This is a genomic window from Luteibacter sahnii, from assembly GCF_034063545.1.
GTDB lineage: Bacteria > Pseudomonadota > Gammaproteobacteria > Xanthomonadales > Rhodanobacteraceae > Luteibacter > Luteibacter sahnii.
In genome coordinates this window covers 1,080,266-1,102,120 of record NZ_JAQLOK010000001.1, presented here as the reverse complement: position 1 = coordinate 1,102,120, position 21,855 = coordinate 1,080,266, and the positions used below count along the sequence as shown (strand labels likewise).

General features: G+C 69.0%; 17 protein-coding genes. 15 read left to right on the top strand and 2 right to left on the bottom strand.

Features of this window, described 5'->3' with window-relative positions:
• Nucleotides 1–72 precede the first annotated feature (72 nt).
• The 14 genes from PI246_RS04905 (at nt 73) to PI246_RS04840 (ending at nt 18,398) form a co-directional block, all read left to right on the top strand.
• Nucleotides 73–1,014: a 4-hydroxyproline epimerase gene (locus tag PI246_RS04905; RefSeq protein ID WP_320550161.1), complete on the top strand. Its 942-nt coding sequence runs from the start codon at nt 73–75 to the stop codon at nt 1,012–1,014.
• The gene (locus PI246_RS04900) at nt 1,011–2,108 is read left to right on the top strand and encodes an NAD(P)/FAD-dependent oxidoreductase (RefSeq protein ID WP_320550160.1); all 1,098 of its coding nucleotides are present in this window, start codon (nt 1,011–1,013) and stop codon (nt 2,106–2,108) included. The genes PI246_RS04905 and PI246_RS04900 overlap by 4 nt, the downstream gene beginning before the upstream one ends.
• Nucleotides 2,105–2,344, top strand: a complete 240-nt coding sequence (locus tag PI246_RS04895; RefSeq protein WP_320550159.1) for a 2Fe-2S iron-sulfur cluster-binding protein — start codon at nt 2,105–2,107, stop codon at nt 2,342–2,344. Before PI246_RS04900 ends, PI246_RS04895 begins: the two co-directional genes overlap by 4 nt.
• The gene (locus PI246_RS04890) at nt 2,337–3,626 is read left to right on the top strand and encodes an FAD-dependent oxidoreductase (RefSeq protein ID WP_320550158.1); all 1,290 of its coding nucleotides are present in this window, start codon (nt 2,337–2,339) and stop codon (nt 3,624–3,626) included. The genes PI246_RS04895 and PI246_RS04890 overlap by 8 nt, the downstream gene beginning before the upstream one ends.
• Entirely contained in the window at nt 3,623–4,528 is a 906-nt protein-coding gene (locus PI246_RS04885) for a dihydrodipicolinate synthase family protein (protein ID WP_320550157.1), read from the top strand. Before PI246_RS04890 ends, PI246_RS04885 begins: the two co-directional genes overlap by 4 nt.
• A gap of 3 nt (nt 4,529–4,531) precedes the next feature.
• A complete protein-coding gene (locus tag PI246_RS04880) occupies nt 4,532–6,121 on the top strand; it encodes an aldehyde dehydrogenase family protein (protein WP_320550156.1) in 1,590 nt (529 codons plus the stop codon).
• Complete coding sequence (locus PI246_RS04875) at nt 6,118–7,320, top strand: M24 family metallopeptidase (RefSeq protein WP_320550155.1); 1,203 nt, start codon at nt 6,118–6,120, stop codon at nt 7,318–7,320. Before PI246_RS04880 ends, PI246_RS04875 begins: the two co-directional genes overlap by 4 nt.
• Nucleotides 7,320–9,089, top strand: a complete 1,770-nt coding sequence (locus PI246_RS04870) for a DUF885 domain-containing protein (RefSeq protein WP_320550154.1) — start codon at nt 7,320–7,322, stop codon at nt 9,087–9,089. Before PI246_RS04875 ends, PI246_RS04870 begins: the two co-directional genes overlap by 1 nt.
• On the top strand, nt 9,086–10,834 hold the full coding sequence (locus tag PI246_RS04865) for a DUF885 domain-containing protein (RefSeq protein ID WP_320550153.1): 1,749 nt from the start codon (nt 9,086–9,088) through the stop codon (nt 10,832–10,834). The genes PI246_RS04870 and PI246_RS04865 overlap by 4 nt, the downstream gene beginning before the upstream one ends.
• Nucleotides 10,835–10,838: 4 nt before the next feature.
• Entirely contained in the window at nt 10,839–12,422 is a 1,584-nt protein-coding gene (locus tag PI246_RS04860) for an APC family permease (protein ID WP_320550152.1), read from the top strand.
• Nucleotides 12,415–14,760: a twin-arginine translocation signal domain-containing protein gene (locus tag PI246_RS04855; RefSeq protein ID WP_320550151.1), complete on the top strand. Its 2,346-nt coding sequence runs from the start codon at nt 12,415–12,417 to the stop codon at nt 14,758–14,760. Before PI246_RS04860 ends, PI246_RS04855 begins: the two co-directional genes overlap by 8 nt.
• Before the next feature lie 96 nt (nt 14,761–14,856).
• Entirely contained in the window at nt 14,857–15,678 is an 822-nt protein-coding gene (locus tag PI246_RS04850; RefSeq protein ID WP_320550150.1) for an AraC family transcriptional regulator, read from the top strand.
• Nucleotides 15,679–15,689: 11 nt separating this feature from the next.
• Entirely contained in the window at nt 15,690–16,760 is a 1,071-nt protein-coding gene (locus tag PI246_RS04845; RefSeq protein WP_320550149.1) for an alpha/beta hydrolase family protein, read from the top strand.
• 111 nt (nt 16,761–16,871) lie between these two features.
• A complete protein-coding gene (locus PI246_RS04840; RefSeq protein WP_320550148.1) occupies nt 16,872–18,398 on the top strand; it encodes a PAS domain-containing hybrid sensor histidine kinase/response regulator in 1,527 nt (508 codons plus the stop codon).
• Nucleotides 18,399–18,414: 16 nt separating this feature from the next.
• On the opposite strand, the gene PI246_RS04835 is transcribed toward PI246_RS04840, so the two are convergent.
• Together PI246_RS04835 and PI246_RS04830 are read right to left on the bottom strand one after the other, a co-directional pair.
• Nucleotides 18,415–18,780 carry a hypothetical protein gene (locus PI246_RS04835; protein WP_320550147.1) on the bottom strand — a complete coding sequence of 122 codons (366 nt, stop codon included), beginning with the start codon at nt 18,778–18,780 and terminating at the stop codon, nt 18,415–18,417.
• Nucleotides 18,770–20,431: a methyl-accepting chemotaxis protein gene (locus tag PI246_RS04830; RefSeq protein ID WP_320550146.1), complete on the bottom strand. Its 1,662-nt coding sequence runs from the start codon at nt 20,429–20,431 to the stop codon at nt 18,770–18,772. Before PI246_RS04830 ends, PI246_RS04835 begins: the two co-directional genes overlap by 11 nt.
• Nucleotides 20,432–20,942: 511 nt before the next feature.
• Between PI246_RS04830 and PI246_RS04825 the strand changes: the two genes are divergently transcribed.
• Nucleotides 20,943–21,815, top strand: a complete 873-nt coding sequence (locus PI246_RS04825) for an SDR family oxidoreductase (protein ID WP_320550145.1) — start codon at nt 20,943–20,945, stop codon at nt 21,813–21,815.
• Nucleotides 21,816–21,855 lie beyond the last annotated feature (40 nt).

Genomic DNA, 21,855 nt, shown 5'->3' with positions numbered 1-21,855 from the left:
ATGCCGAATTCCGCATCCGCCTGCCGCAAAGGTTTCTATCCCCGGGCGGCCCGCGCGGGTGAGCATGGACCCATGCATACCGTCGACTTCATCGATTCGCATACCGGCGGCGAGCCCACCCGCGTGGTGCTGTCCGGCTTTCCCGACCTCGGCAACGGCCCACTGCACGAACGGCGTCGTCGCATGCGTGACGAGCACGACCGCTGGCGCCAGGCCATCGCCTGCGAGCCGCGCGGCTCGGACACCATGGTGGGCGCCCTGCTCGTACCACCCGTCTCCGCCGACGCCTGCGCGGGCGTGATCTACTTCAACAACGTCGGTTACCTGGGCATGTGCGGCCACGGCACCATCGGGGTGATCCGCACGCTGCAGCACCTGGGTCGTATCGGACCCGGGCGGCACGCGCTCGAGACGCCGGTGGGCACCGTGGGCATCGAGCTGCTCGACGATGGCCGCGTGGCGATCGACAACGTCGAAAGCTATCGCCATCGAAAGGATGTCGCGCTGGACGTACCCGGCTACGGCCGCGTCGTGGGGGACATCGCCTGGGGCGGCAACTGGTTCTTCATCACCGGCGACACGCCGGTCGCGGTCACGCTCGCCCACCAGCGCGAACTGACCGCCTATACCGAGGCGATCCGCCGCGAGCTGGAACGCCGCGGCATCGCCGGCGCCGACAACCAGGAGATCGATCACATCGAGGTCAACGCCGCGCCGGCACAGGACGACGCGGACGGCCAGAATTTCGTGCTCTGCCCCGGCATGGCCTACGACCGGTCGCCCTGCGGTACCGGCACGAGCGCGAAGGTCGCTTGCCTGGCGGCGGACGGCAAGCTCGCCGCCGGCACGGTGTGGCGGCAGGCCGGTATCCTGGGCAGCGTGTTCGAGGCCTCCTGGCGGCCCGGGGTGGGCGGCGTGCTGCCGCGCATCACCGGCAGCGCGCACGTGACCATGCGCGGCCAGATCCTCATCGACGATGCGGATCCCCTGGCCTGGGGCATCGGTGTCGCGTGACGTCGTATGACCTCATCGTCGTCGGCGCGGGCATCGTCGGCGCGGCGTGCGCCGAGTACGCCAGCGCCGAAGGGCTGAGGGTCGCCGTGGTTGAACCGGGCACGATCGGCGGCGGCGCGACCGCCGCCGCGATGGGCCATCTCGTGGCGATGGACGACCATCCCGACGAGTTCGCCCTGTCCACCTACTCGCTGGCGCTATGGGAGCGCTTCGCCGACCTGCCCCAGGCGGAATTCAGCCGCTGCGGCACCTTGTGGGTCGCGAGCACCGACGACGAACTCGCGCGTATCCCGGGCAAGGTGGCGCGGCTGGCGGCGGGCGGTGTGCAGGCGGCGCTCATCGACGCCGCCGAGTTGTACGAACGCGAGCCCGCGCTGGCGCCGGGCCTGGCCGGCGGCATGCGCGTGGCGACCGAGGCCGTGGTGTTCCCGCCCGCCGTGGCGCGCCACCTGATCGACGACGCGCTGCGACGCGGCGCGCGGCTGCACGTGCAGTCCGTGTTGCGTGTCGAGCGCGGCGGCGTGACGCTGCGCGACGGCAGCCGGCTCCACGGCCCGGTGCTTGTCGCCACCGGCGGCTACCTGCCGCGCCTGCTCCCGGACCTGCCGGTACGCGGACGCAAAGGTCATCTCGTGATCACCGACCGGTACCCCGCGATCGTGCATCACCAGTTGCTCGAGATGGGCTACGCGGACAGTGCCCACGGCGCCGACGTGTCGAGCGTGGCCTTCAACGTGCAGCCGCGTCCGACCGGGCAGATCCTGATCGGTTCGTCGCGCGAATACGATGCGCACGACGGCGACGTGTCGATGCCGATGGTGCGACGCATGCTTGAGCGCAGCTTTCGTTTCCTGCCAGGGCTGCGCGACCTCAACGCCATCCGCGTATGGACGGGCTTTCGCCCCGTCACGCCGGACGGCCTGCCCTACCTGGGCCGCGTGCCCGGCATGCGCGACACCTGGGTCGCCGCCGGCCACGAGGGCCTCGGCGTCACCACGTCGCTGGGCAGCGCGCGCGTGGTGGTTGACCAGCTCCTGGGCCGCGTACCGGCCATCGATGCGCGCGCGTTCGATCCGGCGAGGGCCTTTGCATGACGGTGAGCCTTTACATCGACGGCCACGTCACGGTCGTTCCCGCCGGCAGCAGCGTCGCGGCCGCCATTGCCGCGGTGACGCCGATCTTCCGGCGGTCGGTCCATGGCACGCCGCGCGCACCGGTATGCGGCATGGGTGTGTGCTTCGAGTGCCGCGTCACGATCAACGGCTTGGCGCAACAACGCGCATGCCAGGTGCAGGCACGCGAAGGCATGCGGGTGAGCACCGATGGCTGACGCGTTCGACGTGATCGTGATCGGCGCGGGACCGGCGGGCCTTTCCGCGGCGCGTGCCGCGGCCTCCGCCGGCAAGCGCGTGGCGCTCGTCGACAATCAGGCACGGCCGGGCGGGCAGGTCTGGCGGCACGACCTGCGCCACGGCCAGCCTGCCGACGCGCGTCGCGTGATCGACGCCCTGCCCGCTGGCGTGCATCGCCTGGCCGATACCCAGGTGGTGGCCGCCACGACGGACGAACTGCTGCTGCAGAACGACGCGGGCGGATTCACGCTCGCGTGGACATCGCTTGTCATCGCCACCGGCGGGCGAGAACTCCTGATGCCGTTCCCTGGCTGGACCCTGCCCGGCGTCACCGGCGCGGGCGGCCTCCAGGCGCTCGCCAAGCAGGGCTGGCCCCTGGCCGGCAGGCGCGTGGTCATCGCGGGCAGCGGCCCCCTGCTGTTGGCCGCGGCCGCCACGGCACGGCGTCACGGAGCCCAGGTGCTGGCGATCGCCGAACAGGCATCCCCCACCGACGTGAACCGTTTCGCCGCGTCGCTATGGCGCTGGCCCGGCAAACTCGCGCAGGCGGTCGCCCTGCGCACGCGGCTGGCCGGCGTCCCCTACCGCACCGACACCCTCGCGGTCGCCGCCCACGGCGGCGATCGCGTGGACGCCGTGGAGCTGCGTGGCCCCGGCGGGGTCGACCGCATCGACTGCGACCTTCTCGCCGTGGGCTATGGGTTGGTGCCGCAAATGGAACTGGCCGACGCGCTCGGCTGTACCAGCGCCAGCGAAGGCGCGCATCGCCACGTGGCCGTCGACGCGCGACAGGCGACCAGCGTGGTCGGCGTCTACGCGGCCGGCGAAGCCTGCGGCATCGGCGGTCGCGACTGTGCGCTGGTCGAGGGCGAGATCGCCGGCCTCGCCGCGGCGGGCGTCACGCCTTCGCCGACGTTGCTCCGCCGCCGCGACCACGCCCGGGCGTTCGCCGCCCGACTGAACACCCACTTCGCCCTGCGTGACGCGGTACGCGCGCTGCCCGACCCGCAAACCATCGTCTGCCGCTGCGAAGACGTGACCTGGGAGCAACTGCAGGCCCATGCCGGCAGCCGTGCCGCGAAGCTGGGCACCCGTTGCGGCATGGGCGCCTGCCAGGGTCGCGTCTGCGGCGGCGCGCTGGCCGAGCTACGCCACTTTCATCGCGGCGCTCCCCGCCCGCCCGTGTTTCCCGCCCGCCTGGCCACGCTCGGCGAGCCCCAACCGTTCGATTCGTCCGTTTATCCAGGAGTTCATCCATGAGCAACGCATCCCTTTGGCACGGCGTCCTGCCCGCCATCACTACCCCGTTCACCCCCGACGGCCAGGTGGATCACGACTTCCTTGCACGTCACGCCGTGCAGATGATCGACGCCGGCTGCAAGGGCATCGTGCCGCTGGGCTCGCTGGGCGAGGCGGCCACGCTGTCGTTCGACGAGAAGCTCGCCATCCTGCGTACATTGGTCAAGGCACTCGACGGCCGCGCGCCGGTGATCCCCGGCATCGCCTCGCTGTCGACCGACGAAGCCGTTCGCCTCGCGCGCGAAGCCAAGGCCATCGGCTGCGCCGGCCTGATGGTGCTGCCGCCCTACGTGTATTCCACCGACTGGCGCGAGATGAGCGCGCACGTGAAAGCGGTGATCGCCGCGACCGACCTGCCCTGCATGCTCTACAACAATCCGGTGGCCTACAAGACCGACTTCGCCCCGGCGCAGATCGCCGAGCTGGCGGGTGAGTTCGCGAATCTCCAGGCGGTGAAGGAGTCTTCCGGCGACGTGCGCCGCTTCGCCGCGATCCGCGCGCTGCTGGGTGACCGCCTTGCCCTGCTGGTCGGCATGGACGATGCCATCGTCGAAGGCGTGGCGATGGGCGCGGTGGGCTGGATCGCCGGGCTGGTGAACGCGTATCCGAAGGAGTCGGTGGTGCTGTTCGAGCGCGCCCGCGACGGCGGGGCGAAAGCGGCCGAGTCGCTCTACGCGTGGTTCCTGCCGTTGCTGCGCCTGGATACGGTGCCGACCTTCGTGCAGCTCATCAAGCTCACCCAGGCCCGCGTGGGCATGGGCAGCGAGACCGTACGCGCGCCGCGCCTGACCGTGGCCGGCGCCGAGCGCGAGGCTGCGCTGAAGGTGATCGACCACGCCATCGCCACGCACCCGGAGGTCTGAGCCATGCAAGCGCAGGTACTGGTCGGCGGTCGCTGGCGCGATGCGCGTGATCCGCAAGGTAGCTTCCGCGCGGAAGATCCCACGCGTGCCGAAGCCATCGGTCCGGCGTTTCCCGTGAGCGGTCAGGCCGACGTCGACGCGGCGCTCGCGGCCGCGCTCGGCGTGGCGCCGGCGTTCGCCCAGGCGCCCCCGGCGCGCATCGCCGCCTTCCTCGACGGGTATGCCGCGGCGATCGAGGCCGATGCAGACACGCTCGTGGCCCTGGCGGCGGAAGAAACCGCGCTGCCCGCCGAGCCGCGCCTGCGCCACGTGGAACTGCCCCGCACCACCGGCCAGCTTCGACAGGCCGCCGCGGCGGTCCGCGCTTACGCGTGGACCGACCCCGTGATCGACACGGCTGCCGGGCTGCGTGCGCATCGCGCGCCGCTGGGCAAGCCGGTGCTGGTGTTCGGGCCGAACAATTTCCCCTTTGCCTTCAACGCGATCGCGGGCAGCGATTTCGCCAGCGCCATCGCCGCGCGCAACCCGGTGATCGCCAAGGCCCATCCCTCGCACCCTGCCACGAGCCGGCGGCTGGCCGAACTAGCGCACGACGCATTGATGGCAGCGGAACTGCCGGCCGATGCCGTGCAGATGCTCTACCACGTCGACAACGCCGTGGGCACGCGGCTGGCCGGCGACGGCCGCCTCGGCGCCATCGGCTTCACCGGCAGCCGTGCCGGCGGCCTCGCCCTCAAGGCCGCGGCGGACCAGGTCGGCGTGCCGACGTACGCCGAACTCTCCAGCGTGAACCCGGTGTTTCTGCTCCGCGGCGCGCTGGCGGAGAACGGCGCGGCGCTCGCCCAGGAGTTCTTCACCTCGTGCACGATGGGTAGCGGGCAGTTCTGCACCAATCCGGGCATCGTCGTGCTGCCGCCGGGTGACGAGGCCAACGCGTTCGAAGCCGAAGCGACGCGTCACTTCGCGGCCGGCGCACCCCGCCCGCTCTTTTCGCGCGGGGTGCAGGAGAACCTCGTGCGTGCGCTCGCCTCGCTGGTCCACGCGGGCGCCACGGTGCTCGCCGGCGGCGACGTGGGTGGCGGCCAGGGATACCGGCACCAGCCCACCCTGCTGCGCGTGGACGCCCGCGCATTCCTCGCCGCGCCGGCCGCCTTGCAGGCGGAAGCGTTCGGGCCGACGAGCCTGCTCGTCCGCACGCGTACCGACGACGAACTGGCGGCCGTCGCCGCCGCCTTCGAAGGCAACCTCACCGCCACGCTCTACCGCGCGGTGGACGGCAGCGACGACGCGACATGGGCGACGGTCGCCCCGCGGTTGCGCGCCCGCGTGGGCCGGCTCATCGCCAACAAGATGCCGACGGGTGTCGCGGTCAGCCCAGCCATGAACCATGGTGGCCCGTACCCGGCCACCAGCCATGCCGGCTTCACCTCGGTGGGCATGCCCGCGGCGATCCAGCGTTTCACCGCGCTACACAGCTACGACAACGTGCCCGATCACCTGCTGCCGCCCGAACTGCGCGATCGCAACCCGGGCGGCATCGCGCGCCGCATCGACGGCCGCTGGAGCGACGGCGACGTGGGGGCGACATCGTGAACGCCCAGATCGGTCATCTCTCCCTCGCCCAGGCACGCGACGCGCTCACCCCCTGGGCAGATCGCGCCCCGGCCATCGGGCTAGGCGAATACCTCCAGCGCATCGAAAAAGCCCGTGAACTCACCGCGGCCGCTGGCGCCGACGCGCTGTTGGTCACCGCGGGCACGTCGCTGCGCTACTTCACCGGCATCCCCTGGGGCGCGACGGAACGTCTCGTCGCGTTGTTCCTGCCGCGACGGGGCCAGGCACGGCTGGTGTGTCCCGCGTTTGAAGAAGGCTCGCTGCGCGCGGAACTGGCTCATGCGCTCGACCTGGCCATGTGGGAAGAACACGATGACCCGCACGCCCTCGTGGTCGACCTGCTGCGCGCATCGGGCGGCGGCATGCTCGCGCTCGATCCGGCGGCACCGTTCGGGGTGTTCGAAGGGTTGCGTCGCCTCATGCCGGGCGGTGACATCATCGACGGCACCCCTATGATCGACGGGTGTCGCGCGTGCAAGTCCGACACCGAACTCGCGCTGATGAAGCAGGCCACGGCCATGACGCTCAAGGTGCAGCGACTGGCCGCTGGCATGCTGCATGAAGGCATCGGCACGCAGGCGGTGAAGCGTTTCATCGACGAGGCGCATCGGGCGCTCGGCGCCGACAACGGTTCCACGTTCTGCATCGTGCAGTTCGGCCACGCTACCGCGTTTCCGCACGGCATCCCCGGCGAGCAATACCTGGCACCGGGCGACCTGGTGCTGATCGACACCGGCTGCAGCGTGCGCGGCTACCAGTCCGACATCACGCGCAGCTACGTGTTCGGCACGCCGACTGACGATCACCGGCGCATCTGGGACCTTGAGCGTGCCGCGCAACAGGCCGCGTTCGATGCCGTCCGGCCCGGCGTGCGTTGCGAGGACGTCGACACCGCCGCGCGTCGCGTCCTCGAAGCCGGCGGACTGGGCCCCGACTATCGCCTTCCCGGCCTGCCCCATCGCACGGGCCACGGCTGCGGCATGGCGATCCACGAGACGCCCTACCTCGTGCGTGGCAACGCCACGGCGCTCGCTCCGGGCATGTGTTGCAGCGACGAGCCCATGATCGTGGTGCCCGACCGTTTCGGTATCCGCCTGGAAGACCACTTCTACGTCACGCCCGACGGCGCCGAGTGGTTCACCCAGCCCTCCGTGTCCATCGACCAGCCTTTTGCCTGATGACCCTTTCCCACGCGCTGCGCCACGCCCTTCTCCTCCTCGGCCTGCTGGCCGCCCCCGCGGCCTACGCCGCCGGGCATCCCGTCGCCGATTTCGATGCGCTCGTGGCGCAGCGCTGGGACTACCAGCTCAAAGAGAGCCCCGAACTGGCCACGACGATCGGCGACGATCGCTACAACGATCGCTGGACGGACTACTCCCTCGCCCACGTCGAGGTCGACCGGGTCGCCACCGAGGCCATGCTCAAGCGATTCGAAGCTGTCGACGGCAGCCGGCTCGACGAACAGCGCCAGATCAGCCTGCAGATGAGCCTGCGTGAACTGCGCGATCACCTGGCATCGATCCGGCTCAAGAACCAGGAGATGGTGCTCGACCAGATCGGCGGCGCGCACCTTGCGCTGCCTGGCTTCGTGTCGACCATCCCGTTCGACAGCACGAAGCACTACGACGACTACGTCAAACGCCTCAAGGCCGTGCCGGCGGTGATCGACCAGCTCATCGCGGTATCGCGCCAGGGCATGGCCGACCGCCTCATGCAGCCGCGCTACCTGCTCGACAAGGTGGACACGCAAGCACACGACATCGCCACACCCGAAGGGTTGGCCAACGTGTTCGGCGAACCGGCCACGCGTATCCCGGCCAGCGTGCCGGCGGCGGACCAGGCACGGCTGCGCCGTGCCATCGTGGAGGCCGTGGACCATGACGTGCGCCCGGCCTACGAAAAGCTGGCGCGCTTCGTCGCCACGGAATACGCGCCACATGGCCGCCGCGACGAAGGCCTCTGGGCACTGCCGGACGGCGACGCCCGCTATCGCTTCGCGATCCATACCCAGACCACGACCGACCTCGATGCCAGGCGTATCCACCAGATCGGCCTGGACGAAGTCAAACGCATCGAAAGCGAGATGACCGCGATCGCGAAGCGGCTGGGTTACGCGGGCCTGCCGGAGCTACGCGCCGCCATCGCGAACGACCCTAAGCGCTATGCGACCTCGCGCGAGCAGATCCTCGATGCGTATCGCGGCTTCATCGCGGGCATGCAGCCGGCGCTGCCGACGCTGTTCGGCCACCTGCCCACCACCGCCCTGCGGGTGCAGCCGGTGGAACGCTACCGTGAGAAGGATGCCGCCGGCGCCGAGTATCACCAGGGGACGCCCGACGGCTCGCGCCCCGGCATCGTCTTCGTGAACACCGGCGACTACGCACAGCGCGCGCTCTACGCCATCGAAGACACCGCCTACCACGAGGGCGTGCCGGGACATCACCTGCAGATCTCGATCGCGCAGAGCCTGCCGCTGCCCCCGTTTCGCCAGCAGGCCGGCTACAACGCCTACATCGAAGGCTGGGCGCTCTACGCCGAGCGACTGGCCAAGGATGCCGGCTTCTACACGGATCCCTACAACGACTACGGCCGCCTGGTGGGCGATCTGCTGCGCGCCGATCGCCTCGTGCTCGATACCGGCGTACATGCGCTGCACTGGAATCGCCAGCAAATGATCGACTTCTTCCACGCGCACCCGGCGGAGGACGAACCCAGCATGCAGGCCGAAACCGACCGCTACATCGCCTGGCCCGGGCAGGCCCTGGGCTACAAGCTTGGCCAGCTCACCTTTCTCAAACTGCGCGAGCGCGCGAAGCAGGCGCTCGGCGACCGCTTCGACATCCGTGCTTTCCACGACGAGGTGCTATCGGGCGGCGCGATGCCACTGGAATTGCTGGAGCAGCGTACCGATGCGTGGATCGCCCGCCACCAGGCGGCGCGCTCATGAAGCGGGGGCTGTGGCTCGCCCTTGCCCTGACCGTCGCCGCGCCAGTGGCGTTCGCCGACGAGGCCAACAGCCGGTTCCACGCGCTGTACCAGCGTGAGTGGACATGGCGTCAGGCCCAGTTCGCGGGGGCTGACGACGAAGATGGCCCGTCGCAGACCACCGACCACCTGCCACGCGTCGATGCCGACACGCAGCAGGCCCGCGAAACCTACTGGGCCGGGGTACTGGCCGAACTGGACCGCATCGATCCTTCGCGACTGGACGCGGCCGGACGCGTGAACTACGCCGTCTATCGCCAGCAGGTGCAGACCCTGCTGGCAGACCAGCGCGCCCATACGTGGCAGATGCCGTTCAACGCCGACACGGCGTTCTGGAGCAACCTGGGATTCAGCGCCCGCGGCACGTTCCTCACGCCTGAAGATTACCAGCGATACCTCGGCAAGCTGCGCGACATCCCGCGTTACTTCGACGAGCAGATCGCCAACATGCGCCTGGGGCTGGCGCGCGGCTTCACCCAACCCCGGCTGATCGTGGACAGCCAGTACGGATCGATCCAGGCGGTGAGCGACGCCAAAGGCGAGTCCAACCTGTTCTACACGCCGTTCCGTCGGATGGCCGCCAGCGTGCCGGCCAGCGAACAGGCGCGACTGCGCAAGGAGGCGCTGGCGATCATCGACGCAAAGGTCATCCCTGCGTACACGAAGCTGCTTGCATTCATGCGCGATGACTACGCGCCGAAGGCCCGCACCTCGCTTGCCGCCGTCGACCTTCCCGATGGCGAGGCGTATTACCGGGTGAAGATCCGCGAGTTCACGACACTGGACCTGCCGCCCGCGCAGATCCACGCGCTTGGCCTCAAGGAAATGGCGAACATCCATCAGCAGATGCTCGATACCATCGCCCAGACCGGCTTCAAGGGCCGTTTCGCCGACTTCCTGCGCTTCCTCCGCACCGACCCGCGGTTCTACGCGAAGACACCGGACGAATTGCTCAAGGATGCCGCCTGGATCGCCAAGGAAGTGGACGGCGTCGTCGGCGATTACATCGGCCGCCTGCCGCGCCGGCGCTTCGCCATCAAGCCGGTACCCGACGATCTGGCGCCCGTCTACACCGGTGGCCGAGGCGGCCCGGGCATCTACCTGGTGAACACGTACAACCTCCCCGCGCGCCCGCTGTATTCCCTTCCCGCGCTCACGCTGCACGAATCCTCGCCCGGCCATGCCCTGCAGATGCCGCTCGCCGAAGAAACGCAGGGCCTGCCGGACTTCCGCCGCTACGGTTACATCTCGGCCTACGGCGAGGGCTGGGCGCTTTACTGCGAATACCTGGGCCAGGAAATGGGCATCTACCACACGCCTTACGAGCGCTTCGGCTACCTGAGCTACCAGGCCTGGCGCGCCGCGCGGCTGGTGGTCGACACCGGCATCCACCAGATGCACTGGACGCGCGAGCAGGCCCGCCAATACCTGCGCGACAACACGGCCCTGGCCGAACACGAGATCGATACCGAAGTCGACCGCTACATCGCCTGGCCCGGCCAGGCCCTGTCGTATTACCTTGGCGAGATGGCGATCCGCGACGATCGGGCCCGCGCGGAGAAAGCCCTGGGCAAGGCGTTCGACCTGCGCGCCTTCCACGATACCGTGCTGTCCACCGGCTCGGTGCCGCTACCGGTGCTGGGCCAGCAGGTGGACGCCTTCATCGCCCGGGGCGGCACCTCGCCCTACGACACCGGGGAGCACTGAACGCATGGCCGACGCATCCACGCCGATCCAGGGAAGGTTCCACAGGCAATTGAGCCTGACCGATCTCACCTTCATCGGCCTGGGTGCCATCTTCGGCTCCGGATGGCTGTTCGCGGCCAGCCACGTCAGCGCGCTCGCCGGCCCGGCGGGCATCGTGTCCTGGGTCATCGGCGGCGCGGCCGTGCTGCTGTTGGGCCTGGTGTATTGCGAACTCGGCGCCGCCTTGCCCCGTGCCGGCGGCGCGGTGCGGTATCCGGAGTATTCGCACGGTCCGCTGCTGGGCTCGATGATGGGCCTGATCACGCTGATCGCGTTTTCCAGCCTCATCGCGATCGAGACCGTGGCCTGCCGGCAGTACGCGGCGGCGTGGTTTCCCGCGCTCAACCTGCCTGGGAGCCACGCGGCGAGCACGCTGGGGTGGTTCGTGCAGCTGGCGATCCTCGTGGTGTTCTTCGTGCTGAACTACTACAGCGTGAAAACCTTCGCCAAGGCCAACAACCTGGTCAGCATCTTCAAGTTCGTGGTGCCGCTGCTCGTCATCGGCGTGCTGCTCTGCCATTTCCACGCGCCTAACTTCAGCGTGCACGGGTTCATGCCGCACGGTATCGGCGGCGTGGAGGCGGCGATTTCGGCCGGCGGCATCATCTTCGCCTACCTCGGCCTCACGCCCATCGTCTCGGTGGCGAGCGAGGTGCGCGACCCGCAGCGCACGATTCCCATCGCGCTGATCCTGTCGGTGGTGCTCTCCACGGTGATCTACGTGCTGCTGCAACTGGCCTTCCTCGGCGGCATCCCCACGGCCTTTCTCGCCGACGGGTGGGACGGCATCGACAAACGCTTCGCGCTGCCCTATCACGACATCGCCATCGTGCTCGGCTTCGGCTGGCTGGCGGCGCTGGTGGTGTGCGACGCGGTGATCTCGCCCAGCGGCACCGGCAACATCTACATGAACGCCACGCCGCGCATCATCTACGGCTGGGCGCGCAGCGGCGGTTTCATGCCTGTACTGACCCGTATCGACGCGCGTTCGGGCATTCCGCGCCCCGCGCTGTGGCTCACGCTGGCCCTGTCCATCTTCTGGACCCTGCCGTTCCCCTCGTGGGAGGCCTTGATCAACGTGGTGTCCGCGGCGCTGGTGCTGAGCTACGCCGTGGCACCGGTGACCGTGGCGGCGCTCCGGCGCAGCGCCCCGTCGTTGCCCCGGCCGTTCCGGGTGCGCGGCATGGCCTTGCTCGGACCGGCGTCGTTTGGCATTGCGGGGCTCATCGTCTACTGGTCGACGTGGGACACCGTATCGTGGCTGCTCGGCGTGCAGGTGCTGGCCTTCGCAGGCTACGTGCTCTGCCGCGTGCCCGATCGCGCATTCCGACCGCGGCTGGTCCGCCAGGTGCGCTCCTCGCTGTGGCTGATCGGCTTCTACCTGATGGCGATGCTCGTGTCCTGGCTGGGCACGTTCGGCGGCATCGGCATCCTGGCGCATCCGTGGGATTCGCTCTGCATGCTGCTGGTGTCGGTCGGCGTGTATTACTGGGGCGCGGCCACCGGCCTCGACGCCCACGAACTGAACCTGGACGACGACGATGAGTGATACCGCACCGGGACGCCGGCGTTTCCTCCAGGGCATGGCCGCGACGGGCGCCGCGATGGCCATCGGTCCCGTGACCGCCACGGCGGCGCCCATCGCATCGCCCGCCGTATCGCCCCCGCCACCGGTGCGCACGCCGATGGCGGCACTCGACCTCCAGGGCCATGTCGACTTGCCCGGCTTTCGCGTGGCCGACACGCCCTGGCGCGTCAGCGAGGACCTCACCCATCCCGATGGCGATCTCGTGCTCAACGACGGCGCGCGGGCCTGCGTGATCGGCAAGCGTACCGAAGCCAGCTACGACGAGTCCCCGCAGCCCTATCTGGGCATGACGCTCGCCGAGATCGCGCTGGCCGACGCGGACCGGCTCGCCGACCGGCTGCTGGCCCGCGGTGAGCCCGACGAGCGCGAGGTTCGCCTCGCCGCGCCTCCCGTCGCGTCGAAGCTGGACCCGGAGAACTACTACGGCCGCCTGCCGTGGACGAGCTTCGTCGGCACGCCGCCATGTGCCGACACCATGCCGGTGTATACCTCGGGCAGCACGCGCACCTACCATCCCGATCAGGTGTTCGCGGCGCTCCACGACCCGGCGAAGGTCGCACGCCGCCGCGAAGGCTTGCTCGGCGGCTGGCTGCCGGCCGTGCATAAGGTGGTACCGCTCGACGAGGGGCGCTGGTACGACGTCATCGTCTTCGCCGACGTGGACGCCACCGATCGCTTCGTGGTGCAGACATGGCATCGCACCGCGCTCGTCGAGCACGGACGGTTCACCCACGTGGCCTACGGTCACAGTTACCCCGCGTATCCACCCCGTCGTCAACCGCCGGATGCCGCCGCGTTCTATGCCGCGCTGCTGCGCTTCCACGATCTGTGGCAGGGCGAACTGCACGGCATGGCGGCCGTGCACGGCGGCACCCCGGGCTGGGCCGACATGCCGCGCTTCGCGTTCGCGCGCGAGCGCGTGGTGCGTCCCGACGGCACCTACCCCAGGTACGGCGCGGTCGACCGCGATTACGCCGGCAACGAATACGACGGCTTCCAGGACACCTTCACCAGTTCCCTTCACGCCAACCTGGAGTGGGGTCGCTTCGCCCAGGCCACGGCGGTGCTGGACGGTTACTTCACCGATTTCGTGCAGCCCGACGGCATGATCAACATGCGCGGCGCGGAGACCGGCCAGTTCGGCCTGACGCTGTCGCTGCTGGCACGTTACCTGGCGTACACCGGCGATGCCGCCCTGTTGCGCAGGCATCGCGGCAAGATCGAGGCCACCGTGGCCCTGCTCGGTGAGCTGCACGATGAAAGCCTGCGCCTGGCGCCGGACGATCCGGGCCACGGCCTGATCCACGGCTGGAACGAATCCGACGCCTGCCTGTTTCCCGATCCGATGCTGTGGTGGAAGCCGTATTTCGCCAACAGTGCGATGGCAGCGCGCGGCCTGGGCGACCTCGCGGCGTGCTGGACGCGGATCGTGCCAGGCGCCGATGTCTCCGCCTGGCAGCGGCGCGCGACGCAACTGCGCGACCGTGTGCAGGCATCGGTAAGGGCGAGCGTGCGGCACGATCTATCCCCCCCTTACGTACCGCCCCTGCCCGGCGTGACACGCACGTTTCGCGAAGCGCTCAAGCAGGAAAAGCCCAGCGAACAGCAATGGCCGCACCGCGCGTATGCCGAGCTGCTGCAGGCCGACGTCCTCCCCGCCGACCTCGCCAACCTCATCGTCGACGCCATGCGCGGCCACGGCGCGACCACGCTGGGTGTCGTCGCCAACATCGGCCCGGTGGATCCCGGTAGCCGCGATATGCTGGGCTTCATCTCGCACGGCTACGCCCAGCAGTTGCTACGCCTGGGCCGCATCGACGAATACATCCTGTTCCTCTACGCCCATCGCTACCACGACCATACCCCCGGCAGCTGGACCGCCGGAGAGGTCAGCGACATCACCGGCGGCATGCCATTGTTCTGCATGCCCGCGCAGATGACCGTCCCCCTCGTGCTGCGCTGGGCGTTCGTATTCGACGAGGGCGACACGCTGTGGCTGGGCCGCGCGATCCCCCGGGCATGGCTGGCCGACCGTGCCCCCGTGGGCATGACCGGCGCGCCGACGCCGTGGGGCATGTGCAGCATGAGCCTGCGCCGCGAGGGCGACGTGCTGCACGGCGAGGTGCAACTGCCGGATCGGGCCGTGCCCGGCCAGGTAAGGCTGTGCCTGCGCACACCGCCGGGCAAGCGCGTGGACACCGCCCGACGGGACGGCGAACCGGTACGGGTCACCGACGGCTACGTCACGCTCACCGGCGCCCCTGGGCAAAGGGTGAAGGTGGAGGCCTTACTCGTCTGACGCGCGTGTAAGCCGGCGGAGGTCACCGCAAGAACGATCAAATGCCGGCGCCGCCGTGCCCCTTATGATGTCGCGACATCAGGGGGAAGCATCGTCATGACGGTCGTCCAACGCGCGGTCTGGTACATCGAAAGTCACTCGGGGGAAGACCTCTCCCTCGCGGACGTCGCGGGCGCGACCGGCGTGTCGGCCTTCCACCTGGCACGTCTTTTCCGTGCCGCGACCGGATGGCCGGTAGCGCGCTATATACGTGTCCGCCGGCTCAGCGAAGCCGCCCGGCAGCTGTCCGAGGGAGCGTCGGATATCCTTTCCCTGGCCCTGTCGTCGGGCTACGGTTCGCATGAAGCATTCACCCGGGCGTTCCGCGAGACATTTGGCGTGCCACCCGAAGACGTCCGGCAGCGACGACACCTCAACGGCCTGCCGCTGCTTCTCCCGTTGCGCGTGGTGCAGGAATCGTCAGCCCCCTCACCGGCACTGCGCGTCGAAACCATCGGCCCCCTGCGACTGGCCGGCATCGAGGCGTCCTACCTGGCCAGTGACACGGCGGGCATTCCCTCACAGTGGCAACGACTGCACGGCGAGGGCTCGTTGGACAGCCATCGTTACACCTATGGCGTGTGCAGCGCGACGGATAGCGAGGGACGTTTCACCTACCTGGCCGCTTACGGCATCGCGCATGCCCGACAGGCACGCGCCGGTCACCGTCATCTGCACCTGGCGCCGCAGCGCTATCTGGTCGTGCGGCACGAGGGCCATGTCGGGTCCATTCCCCGTACATGGCACGCGCTACTCGACCGGTGGCTTCCCGCCGCCGGCTTCACGGCCGTCGAGGCGCCGGACTTCGAACGCTACGACGCCGCGTTCGACCCTCGCACGGGCTACGGCGGCGTCGACATCTGTGTGCCTATCCACTGACGGAGACGACCATGTCCACCCTCGTCAATCGCCTGCTCGTGGGCCTCGCGCTCATCGCTTCCACCGGCGCCGCCGCCGCCACGGTGGGCGAAGCCCATCGCACCACCACCACGCCCAGCACCGCGCTGCGCAACGCGGACCATTCGCCGACGATGGCAATCACCATCTGGTACCCCGCCAAAGGCCATGCAAAAGAGAGCCCGCTGACGATCGGTCCCCCCGGGCTTCCGCTGTTCGCCAGCGGAAGCGCCGCGGCCGATGCGCCCCTGGCGCCGGGCCGCTTTCCCGTGATCCTGCTATCCCATGGCTTTGGCGGCACCGCGCGGATGATGGGCTGGTTCGGCACCGCGCTGGCCCGCGCCGGCTACGTGGTGATTGCGGTAGACCATCCCGGCAGTAACGGTCGCGGCCCCATCACCCCAAACGGCGCCTCGTGGTGGTGGGAGCGCGCCGACGACCTCAAGGCGGCCTGGGCGACCGTGCTAGCCGATCCGGTATTCGTCGATCACGTGGACGTGGCACGCCTCGGTGTGGCGGGTTTCTCGGCGGGAGGATTTACGGCTCTGGTGGCAGGCGGCGCACGCGTCGACGTGCGGCACTTCGCCGACTTCTGCCGCGCGCATCCGGACGACGGCGTCTGCGCGCCACAGATGGAGACGCCCACGTTGTCGGCCCGCGACGTCGATGCATGGCTAAGGGACCCGGCGATGCAATCGCGCTTCAGAGAGGCCGCTGGCGACCACGCGGTGCACGGCGCTCGCGCCGTCTTCATCATGGCACCGGCGCTGGTCCAGGCGCTGGCGCCGGCGTCGCTCCGGGGCATGCAGATACCGGTGTCGCTTCTGGTCGGCACCGCCGACACCGTCGCGCCCCCGGCGACGAATACCGACGTCGCCGCCGCCCTGATCCCCGGTGCCATGGCGCAACGCCTGCCGGGCGTGAGCCACTACGATTTCCTCGGCGACTGCCTTCCGGCGGCGACACACGTCGTGCCCCAGTGCGACACGGCGAATCGGCAGAATGACGCACACGCGGCGGCGCTGAGGGCTGCGTTGAGGCTGTTCGGCGCAGCGCTTCGATAGGGCTGCGTGCGCAAGAAATCGCGAAAGGCGAACCTCAGCCTCCTCAACACGGACTCACCGGGCCATCACGCCACCCTCGCGAGGATGGCGCACCTTGCGTGAGCCCTTCCGATGACCTTTCCGGATTCCCTGCTGCACCTCGCGCTGGAAAGTGCCGATCTGGGCGTATGGCGCCTGGACCTGACGCGCGATCAGGAAATGCTGCGTTCGCTGCGGCACGACCAGATGTTCGGCTACGACACCCTGCAGCCGAGCTGGGGGCTGGAACGCGCGCTCGCGCATATCCTCGATGAGGACCGGCATATTCTTGTCCAGGCGTTCGAGCGCGCCATCAAGGATGGCCACCTCGCCTGCGAATTCCGCGTGCGCTGGCCGGACGGTTCGATCCACTGGATCGCGCCACGCGGCCGCACCGATTACGAGAACGGCGAGGCGCGTTACGTCACCGGCATCGTCAGTGACGTCACGGCACGCAAACGGGCGGAAGAAGACGACCTGCAGCAGAGCAAGATGATCGCGATCGGTCAGTTGACCGCCGGTATCGCACATGACTTCAACAACGTGCTGCAAGGAATCGGTGGCGCGTTCGACCTCATCGAAAAGAAAGCCGCCGCCGGTACGCTCGAAGGCGTCACCGCCGTGACCCGGCTGGGTACCGGGCTGGTGGATCGTGCATCCCGGATGACACATCGACTCCTGGCCTTTTCGCGTCGCTCGCCGCTGGCGCCGCGTGCGATTGCCCTGGAAAAGCGATTGCCGGAGATCGCCGCGCTGCTTCGCCCGACGGCGACCCAGCACGTCACGGTCACGTGCGACATCGAGCCTGGCCTGTGCGCCCATGTGGACGACGCTCACCTGGAAACGGCGGTACTCAACCTTCTCGTCAATGCCCGCGACGCAAGCCCGCGCGGCGGGCGCATCCATCTCTCGGCCCGCCGGGCCGAGCGGTTGCCGTCCCACGACGACGCACCGCGCCTGGTGCTGTCGGTCAGCGATGAGGGCACAGGCATCGCCGCCGATGACTTGCCGCACGTGTTCGAACCCTTCTTCACCACGAAGCCGGCGGGAACGGGCACCGGGCTGGGCCTGTCGCAGGTTCACGGGTTCGCCCATCAGTCCGGCGGGCACGTGGACGTGGAGAGCGCGCTGCACCAAGGCACCACGGTACGGGTCTACCTGCCGGTCTGCACGCTACCCGACGAGGCGGTCGCTCCCATCCAGGTCGTGAACCAGGCCACGCGGGGTGTTCGCATCCTCTTGGTCGACGATGAGCCTGGCGTGCTGGACACGCTGGCGGTCACGCTGCGCGACCAGGGCCACGAGGTAATCACGGCGCATCACGCGGAGGACGCCCAGGCGGCATGGCGAGCGCATGCGCCGTTCTCGGCGCTCATTACCGACATCGGTCTGCCGGGCCCCATGGACGGATGCGCGTTGGCCCATTGGGCTCGCGCCGAGATACCGGACCTGCCCGTGGTGCTGATCACCGGCTACGCAGGCACGCCACTCGACGATCGGCTGCCCCGGCACGCGGAGGTGCTGGTCAAGCCTTTCGCGCTGAGTGCCTTGCGGACCCTGCTGACGCGCTGGTTCCGGGAACGGGCGGATCGTGCCGACGGCGTGCGATGGTCAGGCTGAGCGATCTCGCTCCACGCTATTCCATGCCGTCCGTCGGCCAGCACGTCAGTGCCGCGCCTGCGGCCTTCGCGTTTCCCCACACGCAGTAGAGGCCATGCCCCTCCGGCGCATGCGCTGGCGTAAGGCGCACGCCCGAGCGCGACACGAGCAGCGTCGCCATCCGTCGCTCCAGGCGAAGTGACACGCTGCACGCCCGGGAATTCGCTTTCGCGTCGACCACCTCCCACACGTCGCGCGCCCGCGTGTCACCCCGCTCGACGGCCAGCGCGCCATGCGGCGGGACGGTGGGTGGACAGACCGGCCCTCCGGAGGCCGCCAGCGCCACGCCGGGCGGCCCGAGTAGAAGCACCAGACGCATCGCCATGCGTCGATCAGAATTCACGCCAGAGGCTCTCCTCACCCACGACGACGGCCACGGAACGTTGGGGGGCAGGCGTCGGCTGAGGCACCGCGCGGCTCGACGGCACGGCGTCGCCGCCTCGCTCGACCGCCGACGGGGGCGATCCCGCCACGGTAAAGAACGACACCTGGCGCAGCAATTCCTGCGAGAGGTCGGCGGCATTCTTGCTCGCCGCGGAGGCCTCCTCCACCAGCGCCGCGTTCTGCTGGGTGACATCGTCCAGCGTCACGACGGCGTTGTTGACCTGGTGGATGCCCGCGGCCTGTTCCTGACACGCCGCGGCGATTTCCTCGACGATGGCGTTGACCGAACGCACGCCCGTGGCGATCGCGTCGAGCGACGTGCCCGTGCGTGCCACGAGGGCGGCACCGGTATCCACCCGCTCGACGGTCGAGGTCACCAGCGCCTTGATGTCTTTCGCCGCCGCACCGCTGCGCTGGGCCAGGTGGCGCACCTCGGTGGCCACCACGGCGAAACCGCGGCCCTGGTCGCCCGCCCGGGCGGCTTCGACCGCCGCGTTCAGTGCCAGCAGGTTGGTCTGGAACGCGATCTCGTCGATCAGGGTGACGATCTCACCGATCTGCCGGCTCGCCTGGGTGATGGCCTGCATCGCTTGGGTGGCTTCCGCGGAAACCTGGCTACCTTCCTCCGCATCATGACGCACACGCTGCGCCAGTTGACGAGCCTGTTCGGCCCCGTCGGCGTTTTGCTTCACGGCGGCGGCCAGTTGCTCCATCGACGCCGCGGTTTCCTCCAGCGAACTGGCCTGCTCCTGGGTGCGCTGCGAGAGATCGTCGTTGCCCTGGGAGATATCGGCGGCCGACGATGACACCTGCTGCGAGATGTGGCGCACGTCGGTGACGATGCCCGCCAGGCGTTTGTCCATCTCATCGAGGGCCTGGAGCGTATCCGTGAATTCGTCGTTGCCCGAGACCACGGTCGTGTTGTTGAGCCGGCCATCCTGGATGGCGCGAGCGAGCGTCCGTGCCCGCGACAGGGGCGTCACCACGGCACGGGCCAGGAAGGTGGCGATCGTGAGCAAGGCCACGACGCTGACGACGAGGGCGGCGATGGCGACGTTTCGCGTGTGCGCATAGCTGTCGCTCGCGGTCTCGGACGCCACGCGGGCCTGCCGGGTATTGATGCGCACGAGATCGTCGATGCGGCTGGCCATGCGGCCCAACGCCGCGGCCGTGGTGCCGATCAGCAGTTGGCGCGCTTCCTCGGTCTTGCCTGCGTCGAGCAGCGCGGCGTCCTTCTCCACCAGGGGCATGGCGGCCGTGCGCTCGGCGATGTAGGCCTCCGCCGCCTTGCGCTCTTCCGGCGAACTGATGTTCGCGGGGTAGTAGCGCGCCCATGCCTCAGCCTCCTTGGCGGCATCCGTGTGGATGCGTTCGACGGTGGCGTGCACCGAGGGATCGACGATGGCGCGGTTGAGGGCGATCCGTTCGTCCACGACGTCCTGCTCGGTGTCGCTGACGGCGAGGATGGACAACACGTTCGACTGGTAGATGTCCCGGACCAGTCCGTACGTGGTCTTCACGCCGAGCAGGCCGTCACCCCCCAGAAATAACATCAGGGCCAGGGCCAGGCCCATGGCGGAGAAGATCTTTGCGCGAACCGAAAAACGCATGGCGGATCCTTTGACGAAACAGGCGACGATTGGGGTTGTCGCGAGAACGTGCGAATTGGCCGGGGTAGACCGACGTGCCATGACGTGCAGCACCGAACCGGCGATAGGACGTTCACGAACGACGGGCCACCCGTCGCGACGTGGGGTATCCGTTGCGTTGCAGCGGCCATGCCACGCGTATCGCGTTGATTTGCCTGGAGGCATACCGGTGTTCGAAGAAAAGAAATGCCACTTTTCGACGTTTCGACACGCGTTTGTGCCGCTGGGCGACCGGACGCGTGACGTCGCTAAGTGACGTTGAAAGCGTTCGCTAAGCCTTGCGCGCCCCGATACGGCATACGGGATGGCAGCCACGGCGGCCGCGGCTCGCAAGTTCATGGATGTGCCCGATCACGCCGCAGGGAAAAACGAAACCTGCACATACCGTTGCCGGAACGCGTGAGAGCGTGGTTGCCATGCGAGGTGGCCCATCGCCGCCCTGCTGATCCCTTCCCCACGCGAGACCGCTCCCATGAATCCGATCGACGCGTTTCCCAAACCGCCGTTTCCCCGCCAGCCACAGCCCGTCCCGGGCCTGACGAGCAAGATGGAGCCTCGCCCCGATCACGGCGAAACGAGCTACAAAGGCAGCGGCAAGCTCGCCGGGCGCAAGGCCCTCATCACCGGCGGGGATAGCGGCATCGGCCGCGCCGCCGCGATCGCCTACGCTCGCGAAGGCGCCGATGTGGTCATCAACTACCTCCCCGAGGAAGAAGCCGACGCAAAGGAAGTGGTCGAACTCATCGAAGCCGCCGGCCGCCGGGCCTTCGCCATGCCGGGCGACCTGCGCGACCGGGCGTTCTGCGAGTCGCTGGTGGAAAACGCCGTGGCGTCACTCGGCGGCCTGGACATCCTCGTGAACAATGCCGGACACCAGCAGTCCATCGACTCGCTCGCCGACCTGAGCCCGGACGAGTTCGACACCACGTTCAAGGTGAACGTCTACGCCCCCTACTGGATCACTCGCGCGGCCCTGCCCCATCTGAAGCCGGGCGCGGCGATCATCATCACGTCGTCGGTGCAGGCCTTCGATCCCAGCGCGTCGCTGTTCCACTACGCGCAGACCAAGGCCGCGAACGTCGCCTACGCCCGCTCGCTGGCCAAGCAACTTGGACCGAAGGGGATTCGCGTGAACGCCGTCGCCCCCGGCCCGTACTGGACGCCCCTGCAGACCTCGGGCGGGCAGCCCCAGGACGCCATCGAGAAATTCGGCGAGGAAACGCCGATGGGCCGTCCAGGGCAACCCGCCGAGATCGCGCCGTTGTATGTCTCGCTCGCCGCTGCCGACAACAGCTACGCCACCGGCCAGGTCTATGGCTCGTCCGGCGGCATGGGTATGGACTGAATACGTTTCCGCGACGCCGTAAACCCTGACGACGGAGGCG

Bases quoted from the DNA above. Each gene is read 5' to 3' on its own strand.
- PI246_RS04905 (WP_320550161.1), top strand. From the start codon at position 73: ATGCATACCGTCGACTTCATCGATTCGCATACCGGCGGCGAGCCCACC.
- PI246_RS04895 (WP_320550159.1), top strand. From the start codon at position 2,105: ATGACGGTGAGCCTTTACATCGACGGCCACGTCACGGTCGTTCCCGCC.
- PI246_RS04890 (WP_320550158.1), top strand. From the start codon at position 2,337: ATGGCTGACGCGTTCGACGTGATCGTGATCGGCGCGGGACCGGCGGGC.
- PI246_RS04885 (WP_320550157.1), top strand. From the start codon at position 3,623: ATGAGCAACGCATCCCTTTGGCACGGCGTCCTGCCCGCCATCACTACC.
- PI246_RS04880 (WP_320550156.1), top strand. From the start codon at position 4,532: ATGCAAGCGCAGGTACTGGTCGGCGGTCGCTGGCGCGATGCGCGTGAT.
- PI246_RS04870 (WP_320550154.1), top strand. From the start codon at position 7,320: ATGACCCTTTCCCACGCGCTGCGCCACGCCCTTCTCCTCCTCGGCCTG.
- PI246_RS04865 (WP_320550153.1), top strand. From the start codon at position 9,086: ATGAAGCGGGGGCTGTGGCTCGCCCTTGCCCTGACCGTCGCCGCGCCA.
- PI246_RS04860 (WP_320550152.1), top strand. From the start codon at position 10,839: ATGGCCGACGCATCCACGCCGATCCAGGGAAGGTTCCACAGGCAATTG.
- PI246_RS04855 (WP_320550151.1), top strand. From the start codon at position 12,415: ATGAGTGATACCGCACCGGGACGCCGGCGTTTCCTCCAGGGCATGGCC.
- PI246_RS04850 (WP_320550150.1), top strand. From the start codon at position 14,857: ATGACGGTCGTCCAACGCGCGGTCTGGTACATCGAAAGTCACTCGGGG.
- PI246_RS04845 (WP_320550149.1), top strand. From the start codon at position 15,690: ATGTCCACCCTCGTCAATCGCCTGCTCGTGGGCCTCGCGCTCATCGCT.
- PI246_RS04840 (WP_320550148.1), top strand. From the start codon at position 16,872: ATGACCTTTCCGGATTCCCTGCTGCACCTCGCGCTGGAAAGTGCCGAT.
- PI246_RS04830 (WP_320550146.1), bottom strand. From the start codon at position 20,431: ATGCGTTTTTCGGTTCGCGCAAAGATCTTCTCCGCCATGGGCCTGGCC.
- PI246_RS04825 (WP_320550145.1), top strand. From the start codon at position 20,943: ATGAATCCGATCGACGCGTTTCCCAAACCGCCGTTTCCCCGCCAGCCA.